Raw genomic sequence first — 20962 nt, 5'->3', positions numbered from 1 at the left:
TTGCGCGCGAACGCCTTGGCGCATGCCTCAATATCGCGCCGTACAAACAAGGCGGCCGCGCGCGCCTGTCACAGGCGTTACTGGCCCGAAACAAACGTAGGAGCGAGCGCAGCTCGCGATGCGCCGCGCGGGCGGCGCTCAATCTCACAGGCGCTGCATACCTTGTGGCAAACACCCGTGAGCCCTGATGCGAGCCCTGTGTGGCTTGCCGGCGACAGGGTCAGCCCAGGCAAACGAAAAAGGGGGCCGATGATGCGCATCGGCCCCCCACCTCACCGCTCAGGCAACCCTCAATGCTCGGCCACCGCCGCAGGGCGTCTGACCGTTTCATTGCCATGCTCATCCAGCTCCAGCATCGGCACCTCGTTACCCTCGGCATCGAACAACTTGCCATCCTTGAAGTAGTCGCCATCGCGCAGTGCAGAAATGTCCGAATACTGGATGGTGCGCTCGTAGGCCGCAGCGAACACCGACTGGTTTTCCGAGTTGCCGGTGGTGAAGTGGTTGAAGATCAGGTTCAGCAGGATGGCCATGATCGCCGCCGAGCTGATGCCCGAGTGGAAAATGGTCTCGAACCAGTTCGGGAAGTGGTGGTAGAAGGTCGGCGCGGCGATCGGGATCATGCCGAAGCCCAGCGATGCCGCGACAATGATCAAGTTCACGTTGTTCTTGTAGCTGACCTTGGACAAAGTGCGGATACCACTGGCCGCCACGGTGCCGAACAGCACGATGCCTGCACCGCCCAGTACCGGGGTAGGGACGGCGGCAATGACCCGGCCCATGATCGGCAGCAGGCCGAGAACCACCAGGATCAGGCCACCGGTAGCCACCACATAACGGCTCTTGACGCCGGTAACGGCCACCAGGCCGACGTTCTGGGCGAATGCGCTTTGCGTGAACGAGCCGAAGATCGGCGCCAGAATGCTCGACGCCATGTCGGCACGCAGGCCGTTGCCCAGGCGCTTGGAGTCGACCTTGGTATCGATGATCTCGCCCACGGCAAGGATGTCGGCCGAGGTTTCCACCAGGGTCACCATGATAACGATGCACATCGACAGGATGGCCGCGATGTGAAACTCGGGCATGCCGAAATGGAACGGCGTGGGGAAGGCGAACATCGGGCCTTCGGTGACCTTGCTGAAGTCGGCCATGCCCAGCGCCCAGGCGATCAATGTGCCGACCACCATGGCCAGCAGGATCGACAGCCGCGAGATGCTCGCGCTACCCAGTTTGCTCAGCAGCAGCACAATGGCAAAGGTCAGCGCCGCCAGGCCGATATTGGCCACGCTGCCGAACTCGGGCGAAGCGCTGTTGCCGCCCATTACCCAGCGCGCGGCGACCGGCATCAGGGTCAGGCCGATGGTGGTGATGACGATACCGGTCACCAAGGGCGGGAAGAACTTGGTAATGCGTGAGAACACCGGGGTGATCAGAAAGCCGATCAGTGATGCCGCCATGACCGCACCGAGCACCCCCGGCAAGCCACCGCCACCTTCGCTGCTGAGAATGGCGCCCATGGTCGCCACGCCAGCGAACGACACGCCCTGCACCAGCGGTAGCTGGCAGCCGAAAAACGGCAGACCCAACGTCTGCAGCAGGGTGGCCAGGCCACCGGCAAACAGCGAGGCGGCGATCAGCATGCCGATTTCGCCACCGTTCAGGCCAGCGGCCTGCCCCAGGATCAGGGGCACCGCGACGATCCCCCCGTACATGGTCAACACGTGTTGCAGACCATAGGCCAGGTTGGCGCCCAGCCCGAGGTTTTCGTCCTCGGGGCGTTGAGCGGGAGACGTGCTAGGGGACGTAGTCATGGAGCAGGCTCTCTGTTTATTGTTGTGGCGCTACTGTAGACACTTCCCGTGATTGATTGCCACAAGAATTGTATACAATATTTTGATCGGAGCGCGCACAAGTGCGGCATCAGGGTGTGTCAAAACCCAATGCATGAGCCGTACCAACTTGTCTAAAGCTGTACTAGAGGGGTGTGTACAAAGTCCTGCTACCCAGCCCTAAAGCTGTCTGAGTAGACAGGAAACACAAAGTGGGAAGGCCCTTAGCTAGCTAAGAGATTCCATTCTTCGATCAATTCGCGCAGCTCACGCATCATTCTGGTGCCGTCACCCAGGTTCAATTCCACAAGACGGTGCAGATGGGTCATCGATTCGACATCGATGTACAGGCAGATGAAACCAAGCCGGGCCGGTTCCTCGTGGCGCAGTTCGACCTGCATGGTCACCTGCGTTTGCTCGTCCAGCGTGATGATTGCGTCGAAGTTCTGGCTCAGGTCGGCATCCCATTGCTGCGGGCGTTCCACCAGCAGCCCCTTGAGCGAAATGTCCAGCAGCTTGGGCGACCAGCATCGGGAGCCTTGGTGAAGTTCGGTAGGGGCGTCGAAGCAGATTCGCTGGAAACGCCTACGTTCGTCGTGATCGCTCATGGGTAAGGCCCTCGGGTGGCATCCTGATCAGGGTGATGAAGGGTTTGTGCATCAGGTACTGCAATCTGGCCGCAGAGGCTCTAGACCAAAGCAAGTGTGGCAATGCCGCCTGACTCGCCCTAGACTCGGTGGGCGGTCTTTCCAATCCAACAGCTGGAAGCTAACCATGAACAACAATAATAGCCTGCTACGCCACATACCGTGGCTGGCGCTGGCAGTCATAGGGGCCTGCGCGCTGGGTGTTGTTGCCCTGCGTCGCGGTGAGGCGATCAATGCCTTGTGGATCGTGGTCGCGGCAGTGGCCATCTACCTGGTCGCCTATCGCTACTACAGCCTGTTCATCGCCACCAAAGTGATGCAACTCGACCCGCGCCGTGCCACCCCGGCGGTGCTCAACAACGACGGCCTGGACTACGTTCCGACCAACAAACACATTCTGTTCGGCCACCACTTCGCCGCCATCGCCGGCGCTGGCCCATTGGTGGGCCCGGTGCTCGCCGCGCAAATGGGCTACCTGCCCGGCACGCTGTGGCTGATTGCCGGTGTGGTGCTGGCCGGTGCAGTGCAGGACTTCATGGTCCTGTTCCTGTCTACCCGCCGCAATGGCCGCTCGCTGGGCGACATGGTGCGCGAGGAAATGGGCCGCATTCCGGGCACCATCGCCCTGTTCGGCTGCTTCCTGATCATGATCATCATCCTGGCGGTGCTGGCGCTGATCGTGGTCAAGGCCCTGGCCGAAAGCCCATGGGGCATGTTCACGGTAATGGCGACCATCCCGATCGCGATGTTCATGGGCATTTACATGCGCTACATCCGCCCGGGCCACATTGGTGAAATCTCGATCATCGGCGTGGTGCTGCTGTTGGCCTCGATCTGGCTGGGGGGCCAGATTGCGGCCGATCCGGTATGGGGCCCGGCGTTCACCTTCACCGGCGTGCAGATCACCTGGATGCTGGTCGGTTACGGTTTCGTGGCTGCGGTGCTGCCGGTGTGGCTGGTGCTGGCGCCGCGCGACTACCTGTCGACCTTCCTCAAGATCGGTACCATCATCGCCCTGGCCATCGGCATCCTGGTGACCATGCCCGAGCTGAAAATGCCGGCGCTGACCCAGTTCACCGATGGCACTGGCCCGGTATGGAAGGGCACCCTGTTCCCGTTCCTGTTCATCACCATTGCCTGTGGTGCGGTGTCTGGCTTCCACGCGCTGATCTCCTCGGGCACTACGCCCAAGCTGCTGGATAACGAAACCAACGCCCGCTACATCGGCTATGGCGGCATGCTGATGGAGTCGTTCGTGGCCATCATGGCCATGGTGGCTGCGTCGGTGATCGAACCTGGCGTGTACTTCGCCATGAACAGCCCGGCAGCCGTGGTCGGCGCCGATGTGGCGTCGGTCGCGCAGACCGTGAGCAGCTGGGGCTTCCTGATTACGCCCGAACAACTGGAGGCGGTGGCCCGCGACATTGGCGAGCACACCATCCTGGCCCGTGCCGGGGGTGCACCCACGCTGGCGGTAGGTATCGCGCAAATCCTGCACCAGGTGCTGCCGGGTGAAAACACCATGGCGTTCTGGTACCACTTCGCGATCCTGTTCGAGGCGCTGTTCATCCTCACCGCGGTCGACGCCGGTACCCGTGCCGGGCGCTTCATGCTGCAAGACCTGCTGGGCAGCTTCGTACCAGCCCTGAAACGCACCGAGTCGTGGGGTGCCAACCTGCTGGCCACCGGCGGTTGTGTAGCGTTGTGGGGTTACCTGCTGTACCAGGGCGTGATCGACCCGCTGGGCGGTATCAACACCCTGTGGCCACTGTTCGGTATCTCCAACCAGATGCTGGCGGGTATTGCCCTGATGCTGGGCACCGTGGTCCTGATCAAGATGAAGCGCGAGCGCTACATCTGGGTCACCCTGCTGCCGGCAGCCTGGCTGCTGATCTGCACCACGGCGGCGGGCCTGATCAAGCTGTTCGACCCGAACCCGGCTGTAGGTTTCCTGGCCCTGGCCAAGAAATACAGCACCGCCTTGGACGCCGGCCAGGTTCTGGCCCCGGCCAAGGACATCGGGCAGATGCAACACGTGATCTTCAACGCCTACACCAACGCCGGCCTGACCATTCTGTTCCTGCTGGTGGTGTTCAGTGTGCTGTTCTTTGCCATCAAGGTCGGCTACGCCGCCCTCGGCCGCAAAGAACGCAGCGACAAGGAAACCCCGTTCCAGGCCCTGCCTGACGCTTGAGAGGACCGCTGTCATGTTCAACGACCTGGGTCGACTGGGTAAGTACCTGGGGCAGGCCGCCCGCCTGATGGTCGGCATGCCCGACTACGACAACTATGTCGAGCACATGCACAAGACACACCCGGACAAGCCGGTCATGACGTATGAGCAGTTCTTCCGCGAACGTCAGGAAGCACGTTATGGCGGCAAGTCCGGGCCCAAGTGCTGTTGAGTCTCAAGCGTTAACCTGTACCGGCCTCATCGCTGGCAAGCCAGCTCTCACAGGCACTTCACAGGCCTCCAGGTTTGTGCGGTGCCTTTGGGGCGCTCTTTCAGGTACTGCCCAGGCGTCAAGGTTTGCGCGGTACCTGTGGGAGCTGGCTTGCCGGCGATGGGGCCAGTGTTTTTTCCGCACAGGAGATGTTCTGCGTGCAGACGCCCATTCCCGTAACCATCCTCACCGGCTTCCTCGGCGCCGGTAAGACCACCTTGCTCAAACACATGCTCAAGGCCGAGCATGGTCTGAAGCTGGCGGTGATCGAAAACGAATTCAGTGACGCCGGCATCGACAGCCAGTTGCTGGGCGACCAGCCGGTGCAGGTGATGACCCTGGCCAACGGCTGTGTGTGCTGCAGCATTCACGGCGACCTGACCCGCGCCTTGTACCTGCTGCTCGAGCGCCTGGATACCGGCGAAATCGCCTTCGACCGCCTGGTGATCGAATGCACCGGCCTGGCCGACCCGGCGCCGGTGGCGCAAACCTTCTTCATCGACGAGGAACTGCGCGAGCGCTACATCCTCGACGGCATCATCACCCTGGTCGATGCCAAGCATGCCGAGTTGCATCTGACCCAGACCATCGCCCAGGCCCAGGTCGGCTTTGCCGATCGCCTGTTGCTGAGCAAGACCGACCTCGTCGAGCCGGCTGCGGTCCAGGCCCTGCGCGAACGCCTGGCCCGTATCAACGGGCGGGCGGCGATCCGAGTGGTCGAGCACGGTTGCATCGACCTGGCAGAGTTGCTGGACGTGCGCGGCTTCAACCTCAACCCCGACCTGGGCGCAAACCTGAAACCCTCGCTGCGCCCGGTGCTCAAGCCGGCCACCCCCGACCGCATCGGCACCCTGGTGTTGCGTACCGAAGCCGCGTTGGATATCGACCGCCTCAGCGGCTTCATGAACGACTTGCTGGAAACCCATGGCAAGCAGCTGCTGCGTTACAAGGGCGTGCTGAACATTGCCGGCGAGGACCGCAAGCTGGTGTTCCAGGGTGTGCTCAAGCTGTATGGCTTCGACTGGGACGCCGAGTGGGCCGAAGGCGAAACCCGCGAAAGCGTGATGGTCTTCATTGCCGATGACCTGCCTGAGGCTACGATTCGGGCTGGGTTCGAGGCGCTGGCTGAGGGCTGACCCGGCGCGGCGAGGGTGGCGCGAACCACTGCGGCCACGAGCTGCGGTGGCGCGTTTGCTCCTCGATGCAGGGGATCAGCCGCTCCCTCAGCACGGCGGTTTGCCCCACGGCCTTGGCCGTGCGGTACTTGATGCTGTGGATGCACTCGCGGTCGCCGAACTCGCACCGGTTGAGCGCGGTGCCCCCACAGGGGCCATTGGCCAGGCCCTTGGGGCAGGTTTCCGGGCAGGTGTACAAGGTGTCTTCCAGGCGGCAGCGGCCGCAGGTATCACAGCCAACCAACGGGCGCTTAACACTGCGCTCCAGGGTGTGCAGCACCTGTGCGCCAAGGCGGGTAGTCCACAGTGGCTGGCGCACCGCCCAGCCAAACGCCTTGCTCAGGCTGTTGCGGCGGCTGAACAGCAGCCCATGCATGCCATGCATCAGGTGGTAGCGGGCTTTTTCCTTGAACGAGGCATCGACCCTTGATTCGCCCTGGCGCCAGTTGGCCTGGGGGGGATGGAAGGTGACTGCCGGCAGCCCCGGCATCTGCCAACTGGCTTGCCAGGCGGGCGCCCATTGCTCCAGGGTGTGGACGTGCGTTTGCCAGTACGCCAGTCGCGCTTCAAGGGCAAGCAGCTGCTTCAGGTCATGAATGCCCGACAGGTGCACGCCCGCGTAACCCATCAGCTTCGTACCGATGATCTGCAAGGCAAGGCGGTCAAAGCTGCGCGACTGGGCAAAAGCCTTGGACTGCGCCGTTTCCGCCTCGAGCATCTCGCGCATGGAGGGGGTAACGGTCACGCCGGCGACGTGGTCGAGCATCGCTGCACGGCCATGGGTAAGGCTCATCAGGCAGGCCAGCATGGGTTTGGGCGCGGCCTGGCGGCGCATCCAGTGCATGGCTTCCTGGTGTTTGGCTGCGTCGAAGCCCAGTTGCAAGGTGAGGAAGTCGGCCCCCGCAGCCAGTTTTTTCTCGGCCTTGAAGTACTGCGCGCCGCCTTCTTCCTCGTGGTACTTGAATGGGTTCAGCGCCGCGCCCAGCAACCAGTGCGGGCAGGCCTGGCGGGCAATCTGCAGCGCGGCCACCGACTCCAGGTAGCGCACCGGGCGCTGGCCGGGTTCATGCCCAGGCAAACGGTCACCGGTCAGCAGCAGCAACTGGTCGAGGCCGGCCGCCTCCATGCGCTGCAATTGCGCGAGCAAGTGGTGGCGTTCGCGGTCCTTGCCGGAGAAATGCGGCAGGGCAGGCACCGGGCGGTCGAACGAGGCCAGGGCGTCCAGCGGCGACATGTCCAGCGGGCTGCCGACGCGGTCGCCGATGGCCACGGTCATTGGCCAGCCGCACAGCTGCGCACGGTCCATGATCGCTTGCATCGCAGCGAAGCGTTCTGCAGAGGCTTTGGGCACAAACTCCATGACACAGACGAAATGGTGTTCACGCAGCGCGGTTTTCAGCAGGCTCATGAGGCCGGGCACCTGGTGTGGTCAGGGTGGCATTGTGCGGCAGAAGGCGCAGGAGGTCATGTCCGGATGCGCAGGCTGGTGCTCTGAACAAGACATGGGGCGGCCCCTGCGCACTCAGGATCATGAGAATTTCTTGGGTTCATCTTAAATTTTATGAGTTTGTCTCAACCCCACGATCCACTGGAAAATCCCCTCATCAATTTGAGCATGCTGAGGGGCGACACATGGCACTGGCACACAACCTGGGCTTTCCACACATTGGCGGCGACCGCGAACTGCGGGCCCGCCATTGGCAAGTGCAGAAAGACGCCGGTATCGAACTGCTGCCCGTCGGTGAAACCGGCCAATGTGGTCACCTGCCGGGTACCGATGACCAGCCATTTGCCCTCAACTGGGAACCCTTGTTCGAAGAGGTGGAGCATGCCAACGCGCTGGGCCATGCCATCAAGCCTGTCGTGATTGGCCCGTTGACCTACCTGTGGCAGGGCCAGGCCCGCAACGCCGACTTCGACAAGCTGGAACTGCTCGATCGCCTGCTGCCCTTGTATGATCAGGCCCTCAACCGCTTGGCTGCGCTGGGCGCCGAATGGGTCCAGATCGACGAACCGATCCTCGCCCACGACCTGCCCCAGGACTGGAAAAACGCCTTCGAGCGCGTCTACAACATCCTGCAGCGTGCACCGTTGAAGAAGTTGATTGCCACGTACGCCGGTGGCCTGGATGGCAACCTTGGCCTGGCCGCCAACCTGCCAGTCGATGGCCTGCACATCGATCTGGTGCAGGCGCCGGCACAGTATCAGGCCATCCTTGACCGCCTGCCGGCCTACAAAGTGCTGTCGCTGGGGCTGGTTGATGGCCGCGATGGCGCGCCTTGCGAACTGGACAATGCCCTGGGGCTGTTGCAAGACGCCCATGAGCGCCTGGGGGCGCGGCTGTGGCTGGCGCCGGCCTGTTCGTTGGCGCATGGCACCGTAGAGGTGGCTGTGCAGAAATGCCGCGAAGTGGCTGCGCTGGCCGCCTCGCTGGAGCAGTACCGAGTCGCGGCTTGATCATCTGCTGCTTGTGCCGGCCTGTTCGCGGGCTTGCCCGCTCCCTCAGGTACAGCGCATGTATTGAAACCTGCACTACCCTGTGGGAGCGGGCAAGCCCGCGAACAGCCCGGGCCTGCTCAACTCAAACGCCGCTCAACGTTCGATAGCCAGTGCAACACCTTGGCCACCGCCAATGCACAAGGTCGCCAGGCCTTTGTGGGCATCGCGCTTGATCATCTCGTGCAACAAGGTCACCAACACCCGGCAGCCGGACGCACCAATCGGGTGGCCCAGGGCAATCGCCCCACCGTTCACATTGACCCGTGCAGCATCCCACTCCAGCGCCTTGCCCACGGCCAGTGCCTGTGCAGCAAAGGCTTCGTTGGCTTCGATCAGGTCCAGTTCGCTCAGCTGCCAGCCGGCCTTGTCCAGGCAGCGCCGCGTTGCCGCAACCGGGCCGATGCCCATGATCGCCGGGTCTACCCCGGCACTGGCATAAGCGGCGATCTTCGCCAGCACCGGCAGGGCCAGGGCCTCGGCTTTGGTGGCGCTCATCAGCAGCACGGCGGCAGCGCCGTCGTTCAGGCTGGAGGCATTGCCAGCGGTGACGCTACCGTCTTTCTTGAACGCTGCGCGCAGCTTGCCCAGCGACTCGGCAGTGGTGTCCGGGCGCGGCTGCTCATCACGGGCGAACACTTTCGGCTCGCCCTTCTTCTGCGGCAGCACGACAGGGGTGATCTCCGCATCGAAGCGGCCGGCCTCGATGGCAGCGAGTGCCTTGCGTTGCGACTCGGCGGCAAAGGCATCCTGCTGTTCACGGCTGAGGCCGTAGTCGTCCACCAGATTTTCGGCAGTGATGCCCATGTGGTAGTCGTTGAAGGCATCCCACAGGCCATCGGTGATCATGCTGTCGATCAGCTGGCCATGGCCCATGCGCTGGCCGGTGCGGGCCGAGGGCATCACATAGGGGGCCAGGCTCATGTTCTCCTGGCCACCGGCAATCACCACCTCGGCGTCACCGCAGCGGATGGCCTGGGCCGCCAGGTGCAGGGCTTTCAGGCCCGAGCCGCAGACCTTGTTCAGGGTCAGCGCCGGTACGCTGAAGGGCAGGCCGGCCTTGATCGCGGCCTGGCGCGCCGGGTTCTGCCCGGCGCCGGCGGTCAGCACCTGGCCAAGGATGACTTCGTCGACCTGCGCCGGGTCCAGCCCGGTCTGCTCCAGCAGGCGCTTGATCACGGCGGCGCCGAGGTCGACCGCAGGCATGCTGGCCAGGGCACCCTGGAAGCTGCCAATGGCGGTACGGGTTGCGGCGACGATGACCACGTCGTTCATGTTGTTGTTCTCCGTGCGGTGGGCGTAAGGCTTCCAGCATCGGTGCCCTGGGCTCATTTGTTAAGTTTGTTTTTCTTTGAGATTGATGTGAAAAGCAAATGAATGGCCGCGCAGCGGTCCACCCCGGTTTTGCATCGCCCGGATCACCCCGTAATATGTGTCGGATAACCTGCGGGGGTAGTCTCACCCTCTGATCAACAGGAAACGCCCATGTGGCGCTTCCCCAGCATAAACCTGACGAGGTACAGACATTGGCCATCATTCATCCTAAGGTTCGCGGTTTCATCTGCACCACGACTCACCCGAAGGGCTGCGAGCTCAACGTCCGTGACCAGATCGAAGCCACCCGCAAGCTGGGCGTGCGCGAGGATGGTCCGAAGAAGGTCCTGGTCATCGGTGCTTCCAGTGGCTATGGCCTGGCAGCACGCATTACTGCAGCGTTCGGCTTCAAGGCTGACACCCTGGGCGTATTCTTCGAAAAGCCAGGCACCGAAACCAAGGCCGGCACCGCTGGCTGGTATAACGCTGCGGCTTTCGACAAGTTCGCCAAGGCAGAGGGCCTGTACAGCAAGTCGATCAACGGTGACGCCTTCTCCGACGAAGCCCGCGCCAAGGTCATCGAGCTGATCAAGAACGAAATGGGTGGCAAGGTCGACCTGGTCATCTACTCGCTGGCCTCGCCGGTGCGCAAGCTGCCGCAGACCGGTGAAGTGATCCGCTCGGCACTCAAGCCGATCGGCCAGCCGTACAAGTCGACTGCCATCGACACCAACAAGGACACCATCATCGAGGCCAGCATCGAGCCGGCCACCGAGCAGGAAATCGCCGACACCGTTACCGTCATGGGTGGCCAGGACTGGCAACTGTGGATCGACGCCCTGGCGGGCGCCGACGTACTGGCCGAGGGTGCCCGTACCGTGGCCTTCAGCTACATCGGCACCAAGATCACCTGGCCAATCTACTGGCACGGCGCCCTGGGCCAGGCCAAGCAGGACCTGGATGAAACCGCGCTGCGCCTGGACAAGAAGCTGGCCGCTGAAGTGAAGGGCGGCGCCAACGTGGCGGTGTTGAAGTCGGTGGTGACCCAGGCCAGCTCGGCCATTCCGGTGATGCCGCTGTACCTGTCGATGGTCTTCAAGATCATGCAGGAAAAGGGTGTGCACGAGGGTACCCAGGACCAACTGGACCGCATGTTCCGCGACCGCATGTACCGTGCCGATGGCGCCCCGGCCGAAGTGGACGAGAAGGCCCGCCTGCGCCTGGACGACTGGGAACTGCGCGACGACGTGCAGGATGCCTGCAAGGCCATGTGGCCGCAGGTGACTACCGAGAACCTGTTCCAGCTGACCGACTACGCCGGTTACAAGAAGCAGTTCCTCAACCTGTTCGGCTTTGAGCGCGCTGACGTCAACTACGACGAAGACGTAGCCACCGATGTGAAGTTCGACTGCGTCGAGTTGTAATTTCACACCGTGCTGGCCTCATCGCTGGCACGCCAGCTCCCATTTCGACAGCGGTGCCTTCAAGGCCTGTGTCGGGGCTGGCTTGCCGGCGATGGGCTGCAAAGCAGCCCCGGCAATCTCAAGCCTTGCGCGACAGTGGCGGCGCAGCGAACGTCACACCGGCCAGGCCGTGCTTGATCAGCGCCCGGATATTGCCATGGTCACTGCCCTCAGGCGTGGCCAGCACATCCCGGTAGTGCTCGCCGAAAGCCAGCAACGCTTCCTGATCGCTCAGCCCTTCAAGCACTGCCAGGCCCAAGGTTTTGCACGAACCTTCGTTCTGCCCGGCGGCATTCTCGACACCCCCATTGTTGAACGCCTGCGGCTGATAGCTGTAGTGCTCGGCAATGAACGCCAGGGTGTCGGCAAAGGCATGTTGGCCGCTGGCCAGGCTGGCGCGCAGGGTATCTAGATCAGTCACGAGGTTTTCCTTTTTCGAACGCCGCTTGCTGCTCGGCGCTGGCTTCTTTCTGGTATTGGGCTTTCCACTGGGCATAAGGCATGCCGTACACCGCTTCGCGGGCGTCATCCAGGCTCAGGTCGAGCTCACGCTCGTCAGCCGCAGCCTTGTACCACTTGGACAGGCAGTTGCGGCAGAAGCCGGACAGGTTCATCAGGTCGATGTTCTGCACGTCGGTGCGTTTCTGCAAATGGTCGACCAGGCGCCGGAACGCGGCGGCTTCGAGTTCAAGCTGTTGCTGTGGGGTCATGTGGGCTCTCACGTCATGCGGTTCTTCAGGTGGCGGCCACCATTGATGACCACCTGGCTGCCGGTGCTGTACTGGCTGGCGAGCAGGTACTTGACCGTCTCGATCAGTGGCCCGGCGCCGGGTTCGAACTCCAGCAGGGCCTTTTTCAAGGTGTGCTGGCGGTAGGCTTCGTCACCCCCTTCCTTGAGGATCAGCAGCCCGGGAAGGATACCGTTCACATGCACCTTGGGCGCATATTTTTCAGCGAACGACAGCACCATGTTCTGCAGCGCGGCCTTGGTGGCGGCATAGCCAATGTGGCTCTTGCTGCCGCGCGAGGAGGTTTCGTCGCAGATGTGAATGATGTCGGCCTTGTCCTGCTTGGCCAGCATTTCGCCCAAGGCCAGGTTGAGGTGGTAGGGCGCCTCTACATGCAGGCGGAACATGGTCTCGAGGTTGTCCAGGCCATCGTCGAGCCATAACGACGCGTTATGGATGATGGCGCGCAGGCCGCCGTAATGCTCGACCAGGTAGTCGATCAGCGCCTGGCGGTCGTCTGCCCGGCACAGGTCTGCCTGGAACTGCACGATGTTCGGGTGGGCCGCCTGTGGCTGTACGGTACGGCTGGCACTGACCACCGTATGGCCGGCCTGTGCCAGTTCAAGGGCCAGGGCCAGCCCGACGCGCTGGCTGGCTCCGGTAACGAGAATTGGGCTGTTCATGTTCGGGGCGGTCAACTTGTCTGTCCTGTGGTTGCCGCCCAGCATACCCGAACTGTTTGCCCATTGTACGGCCTGGCCTCAGCGGCTGCGCAGGGCGCCCGCGGTGGCCGAAGAGGGCTGTAGCCAACCGGCCAGCAGACGGGTGGACAACGGGATGAACAGGTACACCATCAGTGGCGTGAGGGCCAGGGTGCTGAGCAGTACCCGTGGTACCAGGTCGAGTGCGGCCAGCCAATGACCGAACGCCGTGTTGAACGCCAACGACACCGGGAAGAACGCCAGCCAGATGGCCACGGCCTGTTTCCAGCGCGGCGGTTTCTGCACCGCACTGGCGCCAAACCAGTCATCAATGCCACTGACGCGCGCCTCTTTGGGGCGCTCGAACAGGCCATTGCCGCGCTGCAACCAGGCCCGCCGCGAGGCGGAATGCTCCCAGGCATGCAGGGTGGGCTCATCGCTGAAGCGGAAAATGATCTGGAATTCGTCGCCATCGTGGGGTGGGGCGAGAATGCCCGAGCCCAGGTAGCCGGGGAAGTCAGTGGCCAGCTGTTCGCCCTCATGCAGCCAGGCCAACAGGTCCTGGTAGCGGCCATGTGCGGCGCGGCGCGACACCATCAGGGTAACGGGTGGGGTAGACATTGTGTATCTCCTGGCAACGGGGCTGGCGGGTAGCCGGCCCCTTGGCTGCGTGGCCCGGGGTGGTGGGCGACGCAGGCGAACATGCAAGAATCGGGCGCGGATTATCGCGCAGTTGTGCTGTGTGGCAACTGTCTGCCGGCAAATGGTCGCAACCTGTGCCCGGCGCTGTCGTAGTAGACTAGGCCCTCTATTCCAGCACACAGGATGCCGTGCAGATGAGCGAACTGGGACGCAAGCCGGGGGGCGATGCGAGCTTCGAGCAGCAAGTGCTGTTTCCGATCCGTGAAGTCTCCCGCCTGACTGGCGTCAATGCGGTAACCCTGCGTGCCTGGGAGCGCCGGTACGGTCTGATCCAGCCCATCCGCACCGACAGCGGCCACCGCCTGTATTCCCAGGGGGACGTCGACGATATCCGCAATATCCTCGGCTGGCTGGAGCGCGGCGTGGCGGTCAGCAAGGTGGGCAGCATCCTTGCCCGCAGCCAGGCGCTTGCCGGGCAGGCCACGCGCGCAGTGGACAGCTCGCTAGGCTGGCAGCAGCAGGTGCGCGTGGCAGTGCAACGCTTTGACCTGCCAGGGCTGGGCCGCCTTTATGAGGAGGTGTTTGCCGCCAGCACGCTCGATCAGGTTTTCGCTGAGGTTTTCATGCCGGTGTGGCACGACTTGGCCGTGCGCCATGGCGGCTACGGCCAGACCAGCGAGTGGCTGTTTTTTGACCAGTTTTTGCGCGGGCGGGTGTTCACGCGTTTGCAGCTGGCGGCCGCGCCGCGTCGCCACAACGTGCTGCTGGTGCCCTTGCCGGGGCAATGCCATGAGCTTGAACTGCTGGTCACCAGCCTGCTGCTGGGCAGTGACGAGGTTGGCGTGACGCCGTTGGTGTGTGGGCAGCCCCTGCAAGAGCTGGCGCTGGTCTGCGAACGCATGAAACCAGACGCCCTCGTGCTGTTTTCCCACCAGCCGCTGACTGCAGAGGCCAGCCGCTATCTGAAGCGGCTGGCGTCGGTGCTGGGCTGCGCGTTATTGCTGGCGGGAGAGGCAACGGACCAGGCCAGCGGCGGCCTGGCGGGCAGCCCCCTGGTTTGCCTGGGGGCACAGGGCGGGGTGATGCGTCAGCGTCTGCGCCAGTGCCTGGCAGGTCAGCTGGACACCTGAGTGTGCAGTTCGGGGTGGGCGCGGCAATGGGCCTGCAGGATGTAGTCGCGCAGGCGTTCGATTTCTTCCGCTGGGCTTTGGCCAAGGTCGTACGCTGCCAGGTCCGGGCCAATACGCCGGCCCAGCACACCCTGCAGTTCGATCGGCTGGATGTTGCCGGGGGCGAAGCGCAGGTCGAAATGTGCCGGCGCGCTTGGCAGGCCACGCAGCTCCACCAGCACGCCTTTGAAGGAAATTTCCCGTACCCACAGCCCGCCAGGCGCGCCATGGCCGTCGAGCAGGGCGCTGGGCTGCTCCAGCGACAGGCGCCATGGCCGCAGCATGGGGCCGTCCTCGTAGATTTCCGGGGAGCCGACTTGCAGGTGCAAAGCGTGGAATTCGTCTTCCACCAGTTGCAGCGGGAAGCTGATTTGCTGGTTGTTGAATTGCGCCTGCAAGGTCACTTGTTCATTGGCCACCAAGCGGGTGAGCAAGCTCTGGATGCGGCGGTCGCCATTGACCTGCAAGCTCGACATCGAGTCGGCCAGGTTCAGGTTGGGCGAATGCTGCATGCTCTGAATGAAATCCAGCTCGTCCTGAGTAAGAAGGGCGTCTGCTTGCATGATCGAACTCGGTGGTGGCGATTTCTTCAACGTAGTTGACCGTAACCGGGGGGCTTGGTTCAGGTGCGTTCGTCGGCTTTCAGACGAGCGCGCAGTTCGGCCAGCTCTCGCTCCATTTCCACCTGGCGGGTGACGTCCTTCTGAATGCCGATGAAGTAGGTACGTCGCTCGGCGTCGTTCCTTACCGCCGTGATCGACAGCTCGTTCCAGAAGGCAGTGCCATCCTTGCGGTAGTTGCGCATCACTTCCCGGCACGGGCGGCGTTCGGCCAAGGCTTTGCGAATGCGCGCACGCGCGAGCTGGTCACGGTCGTCAGCCTGCAGGAAACGGCAATCCTGGTAGAGTATTTCGTCCCGGCTGTAGCCGGTCAGGCGTTCGAACGCGGCGTTGACGTAAATGAGGATGGTGTCGTCGCCTTCCTGTTCGGCAACCACGATACCGTCATGGGATGCGTCGACCATCGATTGCAGCAGTTTTGCGTTGATCATGTTCAGGCCATGCGGCAGGCAGTAAAAACGGACGCGCTGTAGCAGGCGGCTTTGGCAGAGGCGGCCTTTTGCCAGCGGTGAATGCTAGTATCCTACGTTTTCACTCAGTTTCGGAATCCTCTACCCGATGAAAGTCGCCATTATTTCCGGATCGGTCTATGGCACCGCCGAAGAAGTCGCCCGTCATGCAGAAACGAAGCTCAAGGCCGCCGGCTACCAAGCCTGGCACGCCGCACGTGCCACTTTGCAGGACCTTGAAGGTTTTGCCCCGCAGGCCCTGCTGGCCGTGACATCGACTACCGGTATGGGTGAGCTGCCGGACAACCTGATGCCCTTGTACTGCAGCCTGCGTGACAGCCTGCCAGCGGCCTTCCGTGGCCTGCCGGGTGCAGTGATTGCGCTGGGCGATTCCAGCTATGGCGATACCTACTGCGGGGGTGGCGAACAGCTGCGCGAGCTGTTTGCCGAGCTGGGCGTGCGCGAGGTGCAGCCGATGCTGCAACTGGATGCCAGCGAGACGGTGACCCCGGAAACGGATGCCGAACCGTGGCTGGCCAAGTTGGCTGAAGCCTTGAAAGGCTGACAGTCAGGTTCAGCAGGTACGGGCCTGCCGCAGGTGAGTGTCCGGGCAGACCTGCCAGCCAGCCAAACCCCGATTCATGCCTTGCTGCCGGGTACCGGCCATTCGCGCAGCAGCGCCAACCACGCTTGCGCGGCCCGCGACAAATACGCGCCACGCCGCCAGATGAAGGCAATGTCCCAGCGCAGGTCCCCCGGTGAGCGCAGGGGCATACGCACCACACCAGGGCGTTCCAGGGCTTTTGCCACCACCCGGGGCAGCAGCACCACGCCCTGGCCTGCCGCGACCAACGCTGCCAGGAAATCCGCCTGGCCACTGCGCCCGCCTTCCGTCGGGGTGAAGCCCTGCTGCTGGCAGGCTTTCACCAACCGGTCATTGAGCACGAAACTGCGCTGGTAGAGCAGGAACGGCGTTGCGGCCAATTGCTTCAGGTGCACCCCGCCCAGGCCTGCCAACGCATGCCCCGCCGGTAGCAGGGCATCCAGCGGCTCATTGCAGAACGGCTGGTATTCGAACCCGTCGTCGCTGGGCGTAAGGCTCCCACCGAGCTCCAGCTCGCCACTTCTGACGGCCTGCTCGATGCTACGGCTGCCACCCTCAACCAGCTGGATGGCGATGTTCGGGTGGCGCCGCCGGTATTCGGCGAACAAACCGGCGAACAGCGCATCGCTGCCCAGCATCGGCAAGCCCAGGCGTAGTTCGCCACGCTCCATCTGGCTCAGATCGTCCAATTCGTTGAGCAGCGCCTGGCGTTGGCGCAGCAGGGCCTCGCCGCGCTCAAGCACGATGCGCCCGGCGGCGGTCAGGTGCAGGTGTGATGCCTGGCGTTCCAGCAGCGGCTGGCCCACATCTTGCTCAAGCTGCGCCACTTGCTTGCTGACGGCCGACTGACTGATGTGCAGGGTCTGTGCGGCTTGGGTAAAGCCGCCTCGGTGCACCACTTCGATAAAGCTGCGCAGCTGTTTGAATTCCATGTGCCAATTCCATTATGGAATGGTAGCCAGTCTAACAATTCGCTTCTGGCCTAGGCAGCCAAAACTTAAAATGAGGGCCTGTCGAGGAACACCGCCATGAAACCCGCGTTACTGAAAAAACTGCTGCGACTGCTTGCCGAGCTGGCGACCCTGTATGCCCTGTTTGCACTCGGTGGCCAGCTGGCCACTTGGCTGGGCTGGCCTATTCCCGGCGGGGTCATGGGCCTGGCGGTGTTGTTGCTGCTGTTCGCCGTGGGGGCACTGAAGCCAGCCATGCTGCAACTGGGCGCCGGTTGGTTGATGGCCGAAATGCTGCTGTTCTTCATTCCTGCGCTGATGAGCCTGCTGGACTACGGCGCGCTGATCCGGGACGAGGGCTGGCGCATCCTGCTGGTGATCGCCGTGAGCACGCTGATGGTGATGGTGGTGACGGCCCTGACCGTCGAACTTGTGTGCCGCTGGAGCATGCGCCATGAGCCTTGAACCCATGCCGTTGTTCTGGCTGGCGCTGACGTTGCTGGCTTACCTGGGCAGCCGCTGGCTGTACCGGCGCAGCAAGCGCTACCTGCTGTCGCCGCTGATTCTGGTGCCGGTGTTGCTGCTGGCGGTGGCTGTGCCGCTGCACACCGCCTATGCCGAGTACGCGCGCAATACCCACTGGCTGATGGGCGTGCTCGGCCCGGTGACCGTGGCCTTTGCCGTGCCGATCTGGCAGCAGCGGGCCATGCTTGCCCGGCATTGGCCGGCGTTGCTGGTCGGCATGCTGGCGGGCAGCAGTGCGTCCATCGCCAGTTCCTGGGGGTTGGCGCACCTGCTGGCGCTGGACAGTGCGACCAGCCTATCGCTGGTGCCGCGTTCCATCACCACGCCCTTTGCCATGCCCTTGGCCCATGACCTGGGCGGTGTGCCCGAGCTGACGGCGGTGTTCGTGATGTTCACCGGGGTGCTCGGTGCCATGTTCGGTGGCGTGCTGCTACGTTGGTTGCCGCTGCGCACGCCGTTGGCCCGGGGGGCATTGTTCGGCGTGGGCGCGCACGGTGCCGGGGTCAGCCGGGCCCAGGAAGTGGGCCGCGAGGAAGGCTCGGTGGCCGGCCTGGTCATGGTTCTGACCGGTCTGCTGAACCTGTTCGCTGCACCGCTGCTGGCCATGTTGCTCTGACCGTTCGTGCCACTGACTCGCTCAGTCATCAAGCTGGCTGGCAACGCAAGTTCCACCCCTGGTAGGGCTGGCTAGACTCACCCTCGACATAGAGAGCACATGAAAGTGCCGAGGTGACATGCAATGACCGCAGCCTTGCCCTATCCAGTCCACACCACTTAACCGGGTTACTTCTGATGCCTTTGGCCGAAATTCCATTGTGCGTCTGGCGTACCCGGGGACAGAGCTTCACATTCCGGGGCCAGAGCATCCGCTACTGGACCGCAGGGCAAGGAGAGCCCCTGCTTCTTTTACACGGCTTCCCCACCGCCAGTTGGGACTGGCATTACCTGTGGGGGCCTTTGACGCAACGCTTTCGGGTGATTGCCTGCGACATGCTCGGTTTTGGCGATTCGGCCAAACCGGTCGACCACGCCTACAGCCTGATCGAACAAGCCGACCTGCAGCAGGCCCTGCTCGCCCACCTGCAGGTGGACCAACCGGTGCACCTGCTGGCCCACGACTATGGCGGCAGCGTCGCTCAGGAGTTGCTGGCGCGGCACCATGAGCAGCGCGCCGAGGTAGCCAGCTGCGTATTTCTCAACAGTGGCCTGTTCGCCGAAAGCTGTCACTTGCTGCTGATCCAGAAATTGCTGCTGAGCCGTTTCGGCTGGCTGGTGGGTCGCTCCTTCGGGCGTGACGACCTGGTGCGCAACATGACCCAGGTCCATGGCCCCTGCACCCACCCGAGCGAGAGTGCCCTGGACGACTTCTGGAGCCTGATCGCCGCCAACCGCGGTACGCGCGTGCTGCATAAATTGGTGGGCTACCTGCTGGAGCGCCGCCTGCACCGTGAGCGCTGGGTTGCGGCCATGCAGTGCCCAGGTGTGCCCCTGCGGCTGATCAACGGCATGGTCGACCCATTGTCCGGCACGCACATGCTCGAGCGTTACCGGCAACTGGTGCCACAGCCAGACACCGTGCAACTGCAGGGTATAGGCCACTACCCGCACACCGAGGCGCCGGTGCAGGTGCTGCGGCATTACCTGGCCTTTCGTGAGCAACCGCTGAGCTTTTGCCAGGCGAAAGTGGCGTGGTCCTGAGCGGGCCTCATGGCCCGGCGTTATTACCAGGCATTCAGCCTGCGTGAGCTTGATTGTCTGCTTGCCGCCGGCGGCAGACACTCGGCTGACCTGAACCTGCCTGGAGCCCTTGGCATGAGCGAGCCTGTACTTCTGCAAGATCGTGTAGTGATCGTTACCGGCGCCGGTGGCGGCCTGGGCCGTGCCCACGCGCTGCTGTTCGCCGCGCGCGGGGCCAAGGTGGTGGTCAACGACCTCGGCGGTTCCACCCACGGGGAGGGCGCCAGCGCCAGCGCTGCCGACCGGGTGGTGCAGGAGATTCGCGCCGCCGGGGGCAGTGCGGTTGCCAACCATGACTCGGTCAGCCAGGGTGCCCGCATTGTCGAGCAGGCCCTGGACAGCTATGGCCGCGTCGATGTCGTGGTGAACAACGCCGGCATCCTGCGTGACAAGACCTTCCACAAGATGGACGACAGCGACTGGGAGCAGGTTTACCAGGTGCATGTCGAAGGCGCCTACAAAGTTACCCGCGCGGCCTGGCCACACCTGCGTGAGCAGAACTGGGGGCGGGTGATATTCACGGCATCCACCTCTGGTATCTACGGTAATTTTGGCCAGGCCAATTACGGCATGGCCAAGCTGGGCCTGTACGGGCTTACCCGGACCTTGGCCATCGAAGGGCGCAAGCACGGTATCCTGGTCAACGCCATTGCCCCAACCGGCGGTACGCGCATGACGGAAGGGCTGATTCCCCCGCAGGTGTTCGAACGGCTCAAGCCGGAGTTGGTCAGCCCCTTGGTGGTGTACCTGGGCAGCGAACAGTGCCAGGGCAGCGGCGAGCTGTTCGAGGTGGGCGGGGGCTGGATCGGCAAGGTGCGCTGGGAGCGTAGCCTGGGGGTGGGTTTCGACCCGCGCGAAGGCTTTACGCCCGAGCAGGTCGCGCAGCAGTGGGAGCACATTGGTGATTTCGAAGGGGCAGTGCACCCGCAGGACAGCTTGCAGGCACTGCAGCAGATGATGGCCAACCTGCAGAAATACCCGCTGTAAGGCCGCTTGTGTCTTGGGAGAGGATTAGCATCTGGAGTGAGAGCGGTGAATGACAAGCTGAATGCCGCAGGTGCCTAGAGCACGAGTATGAGCAGAAGCTGTCATTCACCGTTCCACTTTGGCGAGAGTCCGAACAGTTGGATGCGGCTCTGATCTCGAATCACAAGCGTGGGCCAAGCCAAAGTCCTCTCACCGCTTATTGGATATCGATGTTTCCAGTCTTTCACTCGATGCGCTGGTGCGGCCACAGGGCATAAAAATTCATCCTCAGGGTGCCACTCAATGCGATGCTCAGGACTGGCGAGCCTTGGCTGGATCTGGTGTTGCCTCAGCCGAAGAGGGTGTAGATCAACAGCCAAAATGCAGGACTCGAAGATCGCACGGTTCCTGTGGGAGCGGGCGTGCCCGCGAACACCGGCGCAGCCGGTGCCAGACACCGCGTCGCCTGCTTCGCGGGCAAGCCCGCTCCCACAATGAATCGC

At 63.2% G+C, this 20962-nt stretch carries 23 protein-coding genes; 12 read left to right on the top strand and 11 right to left on the bottom strand.

Going from position 1 to position 20962, the window contains the following annotated elements; translation table 11 throughout:
• On the top strand, window positions 1–188 hold a 188-nt coding region (locus tag QME24_RS23335; RefSeq protein ID WP_281691066.1), incomplete at its 5' end, for a hypothetical protein.
• Window positions 189–290: 102 nt separating this feature from the next.
• Here QME24_RS23335 and QME24_RS23330 read toward each other — a convergent pair.
• Together QME24_RS23330 and QME24_RS23325 are read right to left on the bottom strand one after the other, a co-directional pair.
• Window positions 291–1811 (bottom strand): nucleobase:cation symporter-2 family protein, encoded by a 1521-nt coding sequence (locus tag QME24_RS23330; RefSeq protein ID WP_054906235.1) that lies wholly within the window; start codon window positions 1809–1811, stop codon window positions 291–293.
• A 242-nt stretch (window positions 1812–2053) separates the two neighbouring features.
• Complete coding sequence (locus QME24_RS23325; protein ID WP_029886891.1) at window positions 2054–2437, bottom strand: PilZ domain-containing protein; 384 nt, start codon at window positions 2435–2437, stop codon at window positions 2054–2056.
• A 166-nt stretch (window positions 2438–2603) separates the two neighbouring features.
• Between QME24_RS23325 and QME24_RS23320 the strand changes: the two genes are divergently transcribed.
• The 3 genes from QME24_RS23320 to yjiA all read left to right on the top strand — a co-directional run bounded on the left by QME24_RS23320 (window position 2604) and on the right by yjiA (window position 6056).
• On the top strand, window positions 2604–4670 hold the full coding sequence (locus QME24_RS23320; RefSeq protein ID WP_009682653.1) for a carbon starvation CstA family protein: 2067 nt from the start codon (window positions 2604–2606) through the stop codon (window positions 4668–4670).
• A 13-nt stretch (window positions 4671–4683) separates the two neighbouring features.
• On the top strand, window positions 4684–4881 hold the full coding sequence (locus QME24_RS23315) for a YbdD/YjiX family protein (protein WP_009682654.1): 198 nt from the start codon (window positions 4684–4686) through the stop codon (window positions 4879–4881).
• A 197-nt stretch (window positions 4882–5078) separates the two neighbouring features.
• On the top strand, window positions 5079–6056 hold the full coding sequence (gene yjiA / locus QME24_RS23310; protein WP_029886892.1) for a GTPase: 978 nt from the start codon (window positions 5079–5081) through the stop codon (window positions 6054–6056).
• Here the strand turns inward: yjiA and QME24_RS23305 are convergent.
• Window positions 6016–7503: a methylenetetrahydrofolate reductase C-terminal domain-containing protein gene (locus QME24_RS23305; RefSeq protein ID WP_280091708.1), complete on the bottom strand. Its 1488-nt coding sequence runs from the start codon at window positions 7501–7503 to the stop codon at window positions 6016–6018. The two genes, yjiA and QME24_RS23305, sit on opposite strands and share 41 nt — an antisense overlap.
• 224 nt (window positions 7504–7727) lie before the next feature.
• Here QME24_RS23305 and QME24_RS23300 point away from each other — a divergent pair, with 224 nt between their 5' ends.
• Window positions 7728–8552, top strand: coding sequence for a 5-methyltetrahydropteroyltriglutamate--homocysteine methyltransferase (locus tag QME24_RS23300; RefSeq protein ID WP_235768073.1), 825 nt, complete (start codon window positions 7728–7730; stop codon window positions 8550–8552).
• 135 nt (window positions 8553–8687) lie between these two features.
• Here QME24_RS23300 and QME24_RS23295 read toward each other — a convergent pair whose 3' ends face one another.
• Window positions 8688–9866 (bottom strand): acetyl-CoA C-acetyltransferase, encoded by a 1179-nt coding sequence (locus QME24_RS23295; RefSeq protein WP_280091707.1) that lies wholly within the window; start codon window positions 9864–9866, stop codon window positions 8688–8690.
• A 251-nt stretch (window positions 9867–10117) separates the two neighbouring features.
• On the opposite strand from QME24_RS23295, the gene fabV reads away from it, so the two are divergent.
• The gene (gene fabV, locus QME24_RS23290) at window positions 10118–11329 is read left to right on the top strand and encodes an enoyl-ACP reductase FabV (RefSeq protein ID WP_280091709.1); all 1212 of its coding nucleotides are present in this window, start codon (window positions 10118–10120) and stop codon (window positions 11327–11329) included.
• Between the two features lie 118 nt (window positions 11330–11447).
• Here fabV and QME24_RS23285 read toward each other — a convergent pair whose 3' ends face one another.
• From QME24_RS23285 to QME24_RS23270, 4 genes are read right to left on the bottom strand one after another with little or no spacing between them, the layout of a single operon-like run.
• Complete coding sequence (locus QME24_RS23285; RefSeq protein ID WP_009682661.1) at window positions 11448–11789, bottom strand: HopJ type III effector protein; 342 nt, start codon at window positions 11787–11789, stop codon at window positions 11448–11450.
• Window positions 11782–12078: a DUF1244 domain-containing protein gene (locus QME24_RS23280; RefSeq protein ID WP_009682662.1), complete on the bottom strand. Its 297-nt coding sequence runs from the start codon at window positions 12076–12078 to the stop codon at window positions 11782–11784. Before QME24_RS23280 ends, QME24_RS23285 begins: the two co-directional genes overlap by 8 nt.
• 8 nt (window positions 12079–12086) lie before the next feature.
• Complete coding sequence (gene folM / locus QME24_RS23275) at window positions 12087–12824, bottom strand: dihydromonapterin reductase (protein ID WP_115294739.1); 738 nt, start codon at window positions 12822–12824, stop codon at window positions 12087–12089.
• Between the two features lie 33 nt (window positions 12825–12857).
• Window positions 12858–13418, bottom strand: coding sequence for an antibiotic biosynthesis monooxygenase (locus tag QME24_RS23270; protein WP_009682664.1), 561 nt, complete (start codon window positions 13416–13418; stop codon window positions 12858–12860).
• Between the two features lie 215 nt (window positions 13419–13633).
• Between QME24_RS23270 and QME24_RS23265 the strand changes: the two genes are divergently transcribed.
• The gene (locus tag QME24_RS23265; protein ID WP_280091705.1) at window positions 13634–14569 is read left to right on the top strand and encodes a MerR family transcriptional regulator; all 936 of its coding nucleotides are present in this window, start codon (window positions 13634–13636) and stop codon (window positions 14567–14569) included.
• Here QME24_RS23265 and QME24_RS23260 read toward each other — a convergent pair.
• Window positions 14554–15171, bottom strand: coding sequence for a hypothetical protein (locus QME24_RS23260; protein WP_054906049.1), 618 nt, complete (start codon window positions 15169–15171; stop codon window positions 14554–14556). The two genes, QME24_RS23265 and QME24_RS23260, sit on opposite strands and share 16 nt — an antisense overlap.
• Before the next feature lie 59 nt (window positions 15172–15230).
• A complete protein-coding gene (locus tag QME24_RS23255; RefSeq protein ID WP_009682668.1) occupies window positions 15231–15659 on the bottom strand; it encodes a PAS domain S-box protein in 429 nt (142 codons plus the stop codon).
• Between the two features lie 127 nt (window positions 15660–15786).
• Between QME24_RS23255 and QME24_RS23250 the strand changes: the two genes are divergently transcribed.
• Window positions 15787–16242 carry a flavodoxin gene (locus tag QME24_RS23250; RefSeq protein ID WP_161891851.1) on the top strand — a complete coding sequence of 152 codons (456 nt, stop codon included), beginning with the start codon at window positions 15787–15789 and terminating at the stop codon, window positions 16240–16242.
• 74 nt (window positions 16243–16316) lie between these two features.
• On the opposite strand, the gene QME24_RS23245 is transcribed toward QME24_RS23250, so the two are convergent.
• A complete protein-coding gene (locus QME24_RS23245) occupies window positions 16317–17213 on the bottom strand; it encodes a LysR family transcriptional regulator (protein WP_280091704.1) in 897 nt (298 codons plus the stop codon).
• 96 nt (window positions 17214–17309) lie between these two features.
• On the opposite strand from QME24_RS23245, the gene QME24_RS23240 reads away from it, so the two are divergent.
• The 4 genes from QME24_RS23240 to QME24_RS23225 all read left to right on the top strand — a co-directional run bounded on the left by QME24_RS23240 (window position 17310) and on the right by QME24_RS23225 (window position 20480).
• Entirely contained in the window at window positions 17310–17696 is a 387-nt protein-coding gene (locus tag QME24_RS23240; RefSeq protein ID WP_054906050.1) for a CidA/LrgA family protein, read from the top strand.
• Window positions 17686–18372, top strand: a complete 687-nt coding sequence (locus QME24_RS23235; protein WP_054906051.1) for an LrgB family protein — start codon at window positions 17686–17688, stop codon at window positions 18370–18372. The genes QME24_RS23240 and QME24_RS23235 overlap by 11 nt, the downstream gene beginning before the upstream one ends.
• A gap of 176 nt (window positions 18373–18548) precedes the next feature.
• Complete coding sequence (locus QME24_RS23230) at window positions 18549–19454, top strand: alpha/beta hydrolase (protein WP_054906052.1); 906 nt, start codon at window positions 18549–18551, stop codon at window positions 19452–19454.
• A gap of 114 nt (window positions 19455–19568) precedes the next feature.
• On the top strand, window positions 19569–20480 hold the full coding sequence (locus tag QME24_RS23225; RefSeq protein WP_009682675.1) for an SDR family oxidoreductase: 912 nt from the start codon (window positions 19569–19571) through the stop codon (window positions 20478–20480).
• The last annotated feature ends 482 nt before the right edge of the window (window positions 20481–20962 follow it).

Source organism: Pseudomonas sp. PARCl1, assembly GCF_947311875.1.
GTDB classification, from domain to species: Bacteria; Pseudomonadota; Gammaproteobacteria; order Pseudomonadales; family Pseudomonadaceae; genus Aquipseudomonas; species Aquipseudomonas juntendi.
The sequence above is the reverse complement of the archived record's forward strand: the minus strand, read 5'-3'. Positions and strand labels throughout refer to the sequence as shown.

Coding starts and splice junctions, on each gene's coding strand:
- QME24_RS23330 (WP_054906235.1), bottom strand. CDS start 1,811: ATGACTACGTCCCCTAGCACGTCTCCCGCTCAACGCCCCGAGGACGAA.
- QME24_RS23325 (WP_029886891.1), bottom strand. CDS start 2,437: ATGAGCGATCACGACGAACGTAGGCGTTTCCAGCGAATCTGCTTCGAC.
- QME24_RS23320 (WP_009682653.1), top strand. CDS start 2,604: ATGAACAACAATAATAGCCTGCTACGCCACATACCGTGGCTGGCGCTG.
- QME24_RS23315 (WP_009682654.1), top strand. CDS start 4,684: ATGTTCAACGACCTGGGTCGACTGGGTAAGTACCTGGGGCAGGCCGCC.
- QME24_RS23305 (WP_280091708.1), bottom strand. CDS start 7,503: ATGAGCCTGCTGAAAACCGCGCTGCGTGAACACCATTTCGTCTGTGTC.
- QME24_RS23300 (WP_235768073.1), top strand. CDS start 7,728: ATGGCACTGGCACACAACCTGGGCTTTCCACACATTGGCGGCGACCGC.
- QME24_RS23295 (WP_280091707.1), bottom strand. CDS start 9,866: ATGAACGACGTGGTCATCGTCGCCGCAACCCGTACCGCCATTGGCAGC.
- QME24_RS23280 (WP_009682662.1), bottom strand. CDS start 12,078: ATGACCCCACAGCAACAGCTTGAACTCGAAGCCGCCGCGTTCCGGCGC.
- folM (WP_115294739.1), bottom strand. CDS start 12,824: ATGCTGGGCGGCAACCACAGGACAGACAAGTTGACCGCCCCGAACATG.
- QME24_RS23270 (WP_009682664.1), bottom strand. CDS start 13,418: ATGTCTACCCCACCCGTTACCCTGATGGTGTCGCGCCGCGCCGCACAT.
- QME24_RS23265 (WP_280091705.1), top strand. CDS start 13,634: ATGAGCGAACTGGGACGCAAGCCGGGGGGCGATGCGAGCTTCGAGCAG.
- QME24_RS23260 (WP_054906049.1), bottom strand. CDS start 15,171: ATGCAAGCAGACGCCCTTCTTACTCAGGACGAGCTGGATTTCATTCAG.
- QME24_RS23255 (WP_009682668.1), bottom strand. CDS start 15,659: ATGATCAACGCAAAACTGCTGCAATCGATGGTCGACGCATCCCATGAC.
- QME24_RS23250 (WP_161891851.1), top strand. CDS start 15,787: ATGAAAGTCGCCATTATTTCCGGATCGGTCTATGGCACCGCCGAAGAA.
- QME24_RS23245 (WP_280091704.1), bottom strand. CDS start 17,213: ATGGAATTCAAACAGCTGCGCAGCTTTATCGAAGTGGTGCACCGAGGC.
- QME24_RS23240 (WP_054906050.1), top strand. CDS start 17,310: ATGAAACCCGCGTTACTGAAAAAACTGCTGCGACTGCTTGCCGAGCTG.
- QME24_RS23235 (WP_054906051.1), top strand. CDS start 17,686: ATGAGCCTTGAACCCATGCCGTTGTTCTGGCTGGCGCTGACGTTGCTG.
- QME24_RS23230 (WP_054906052.1), top strand. CDS start 18,549: ATGCCTTTGGCCGAAATTCCATTGTGCGTCTGGCGTACCCGGGGACAG.
- QME24_RS23225 (WP_009682675.1), top strand. CDS start 19,569: ATGAGCGAGCCTGTACTTCTGCAAGATCGTGTAGTGATCGTTACCGGC.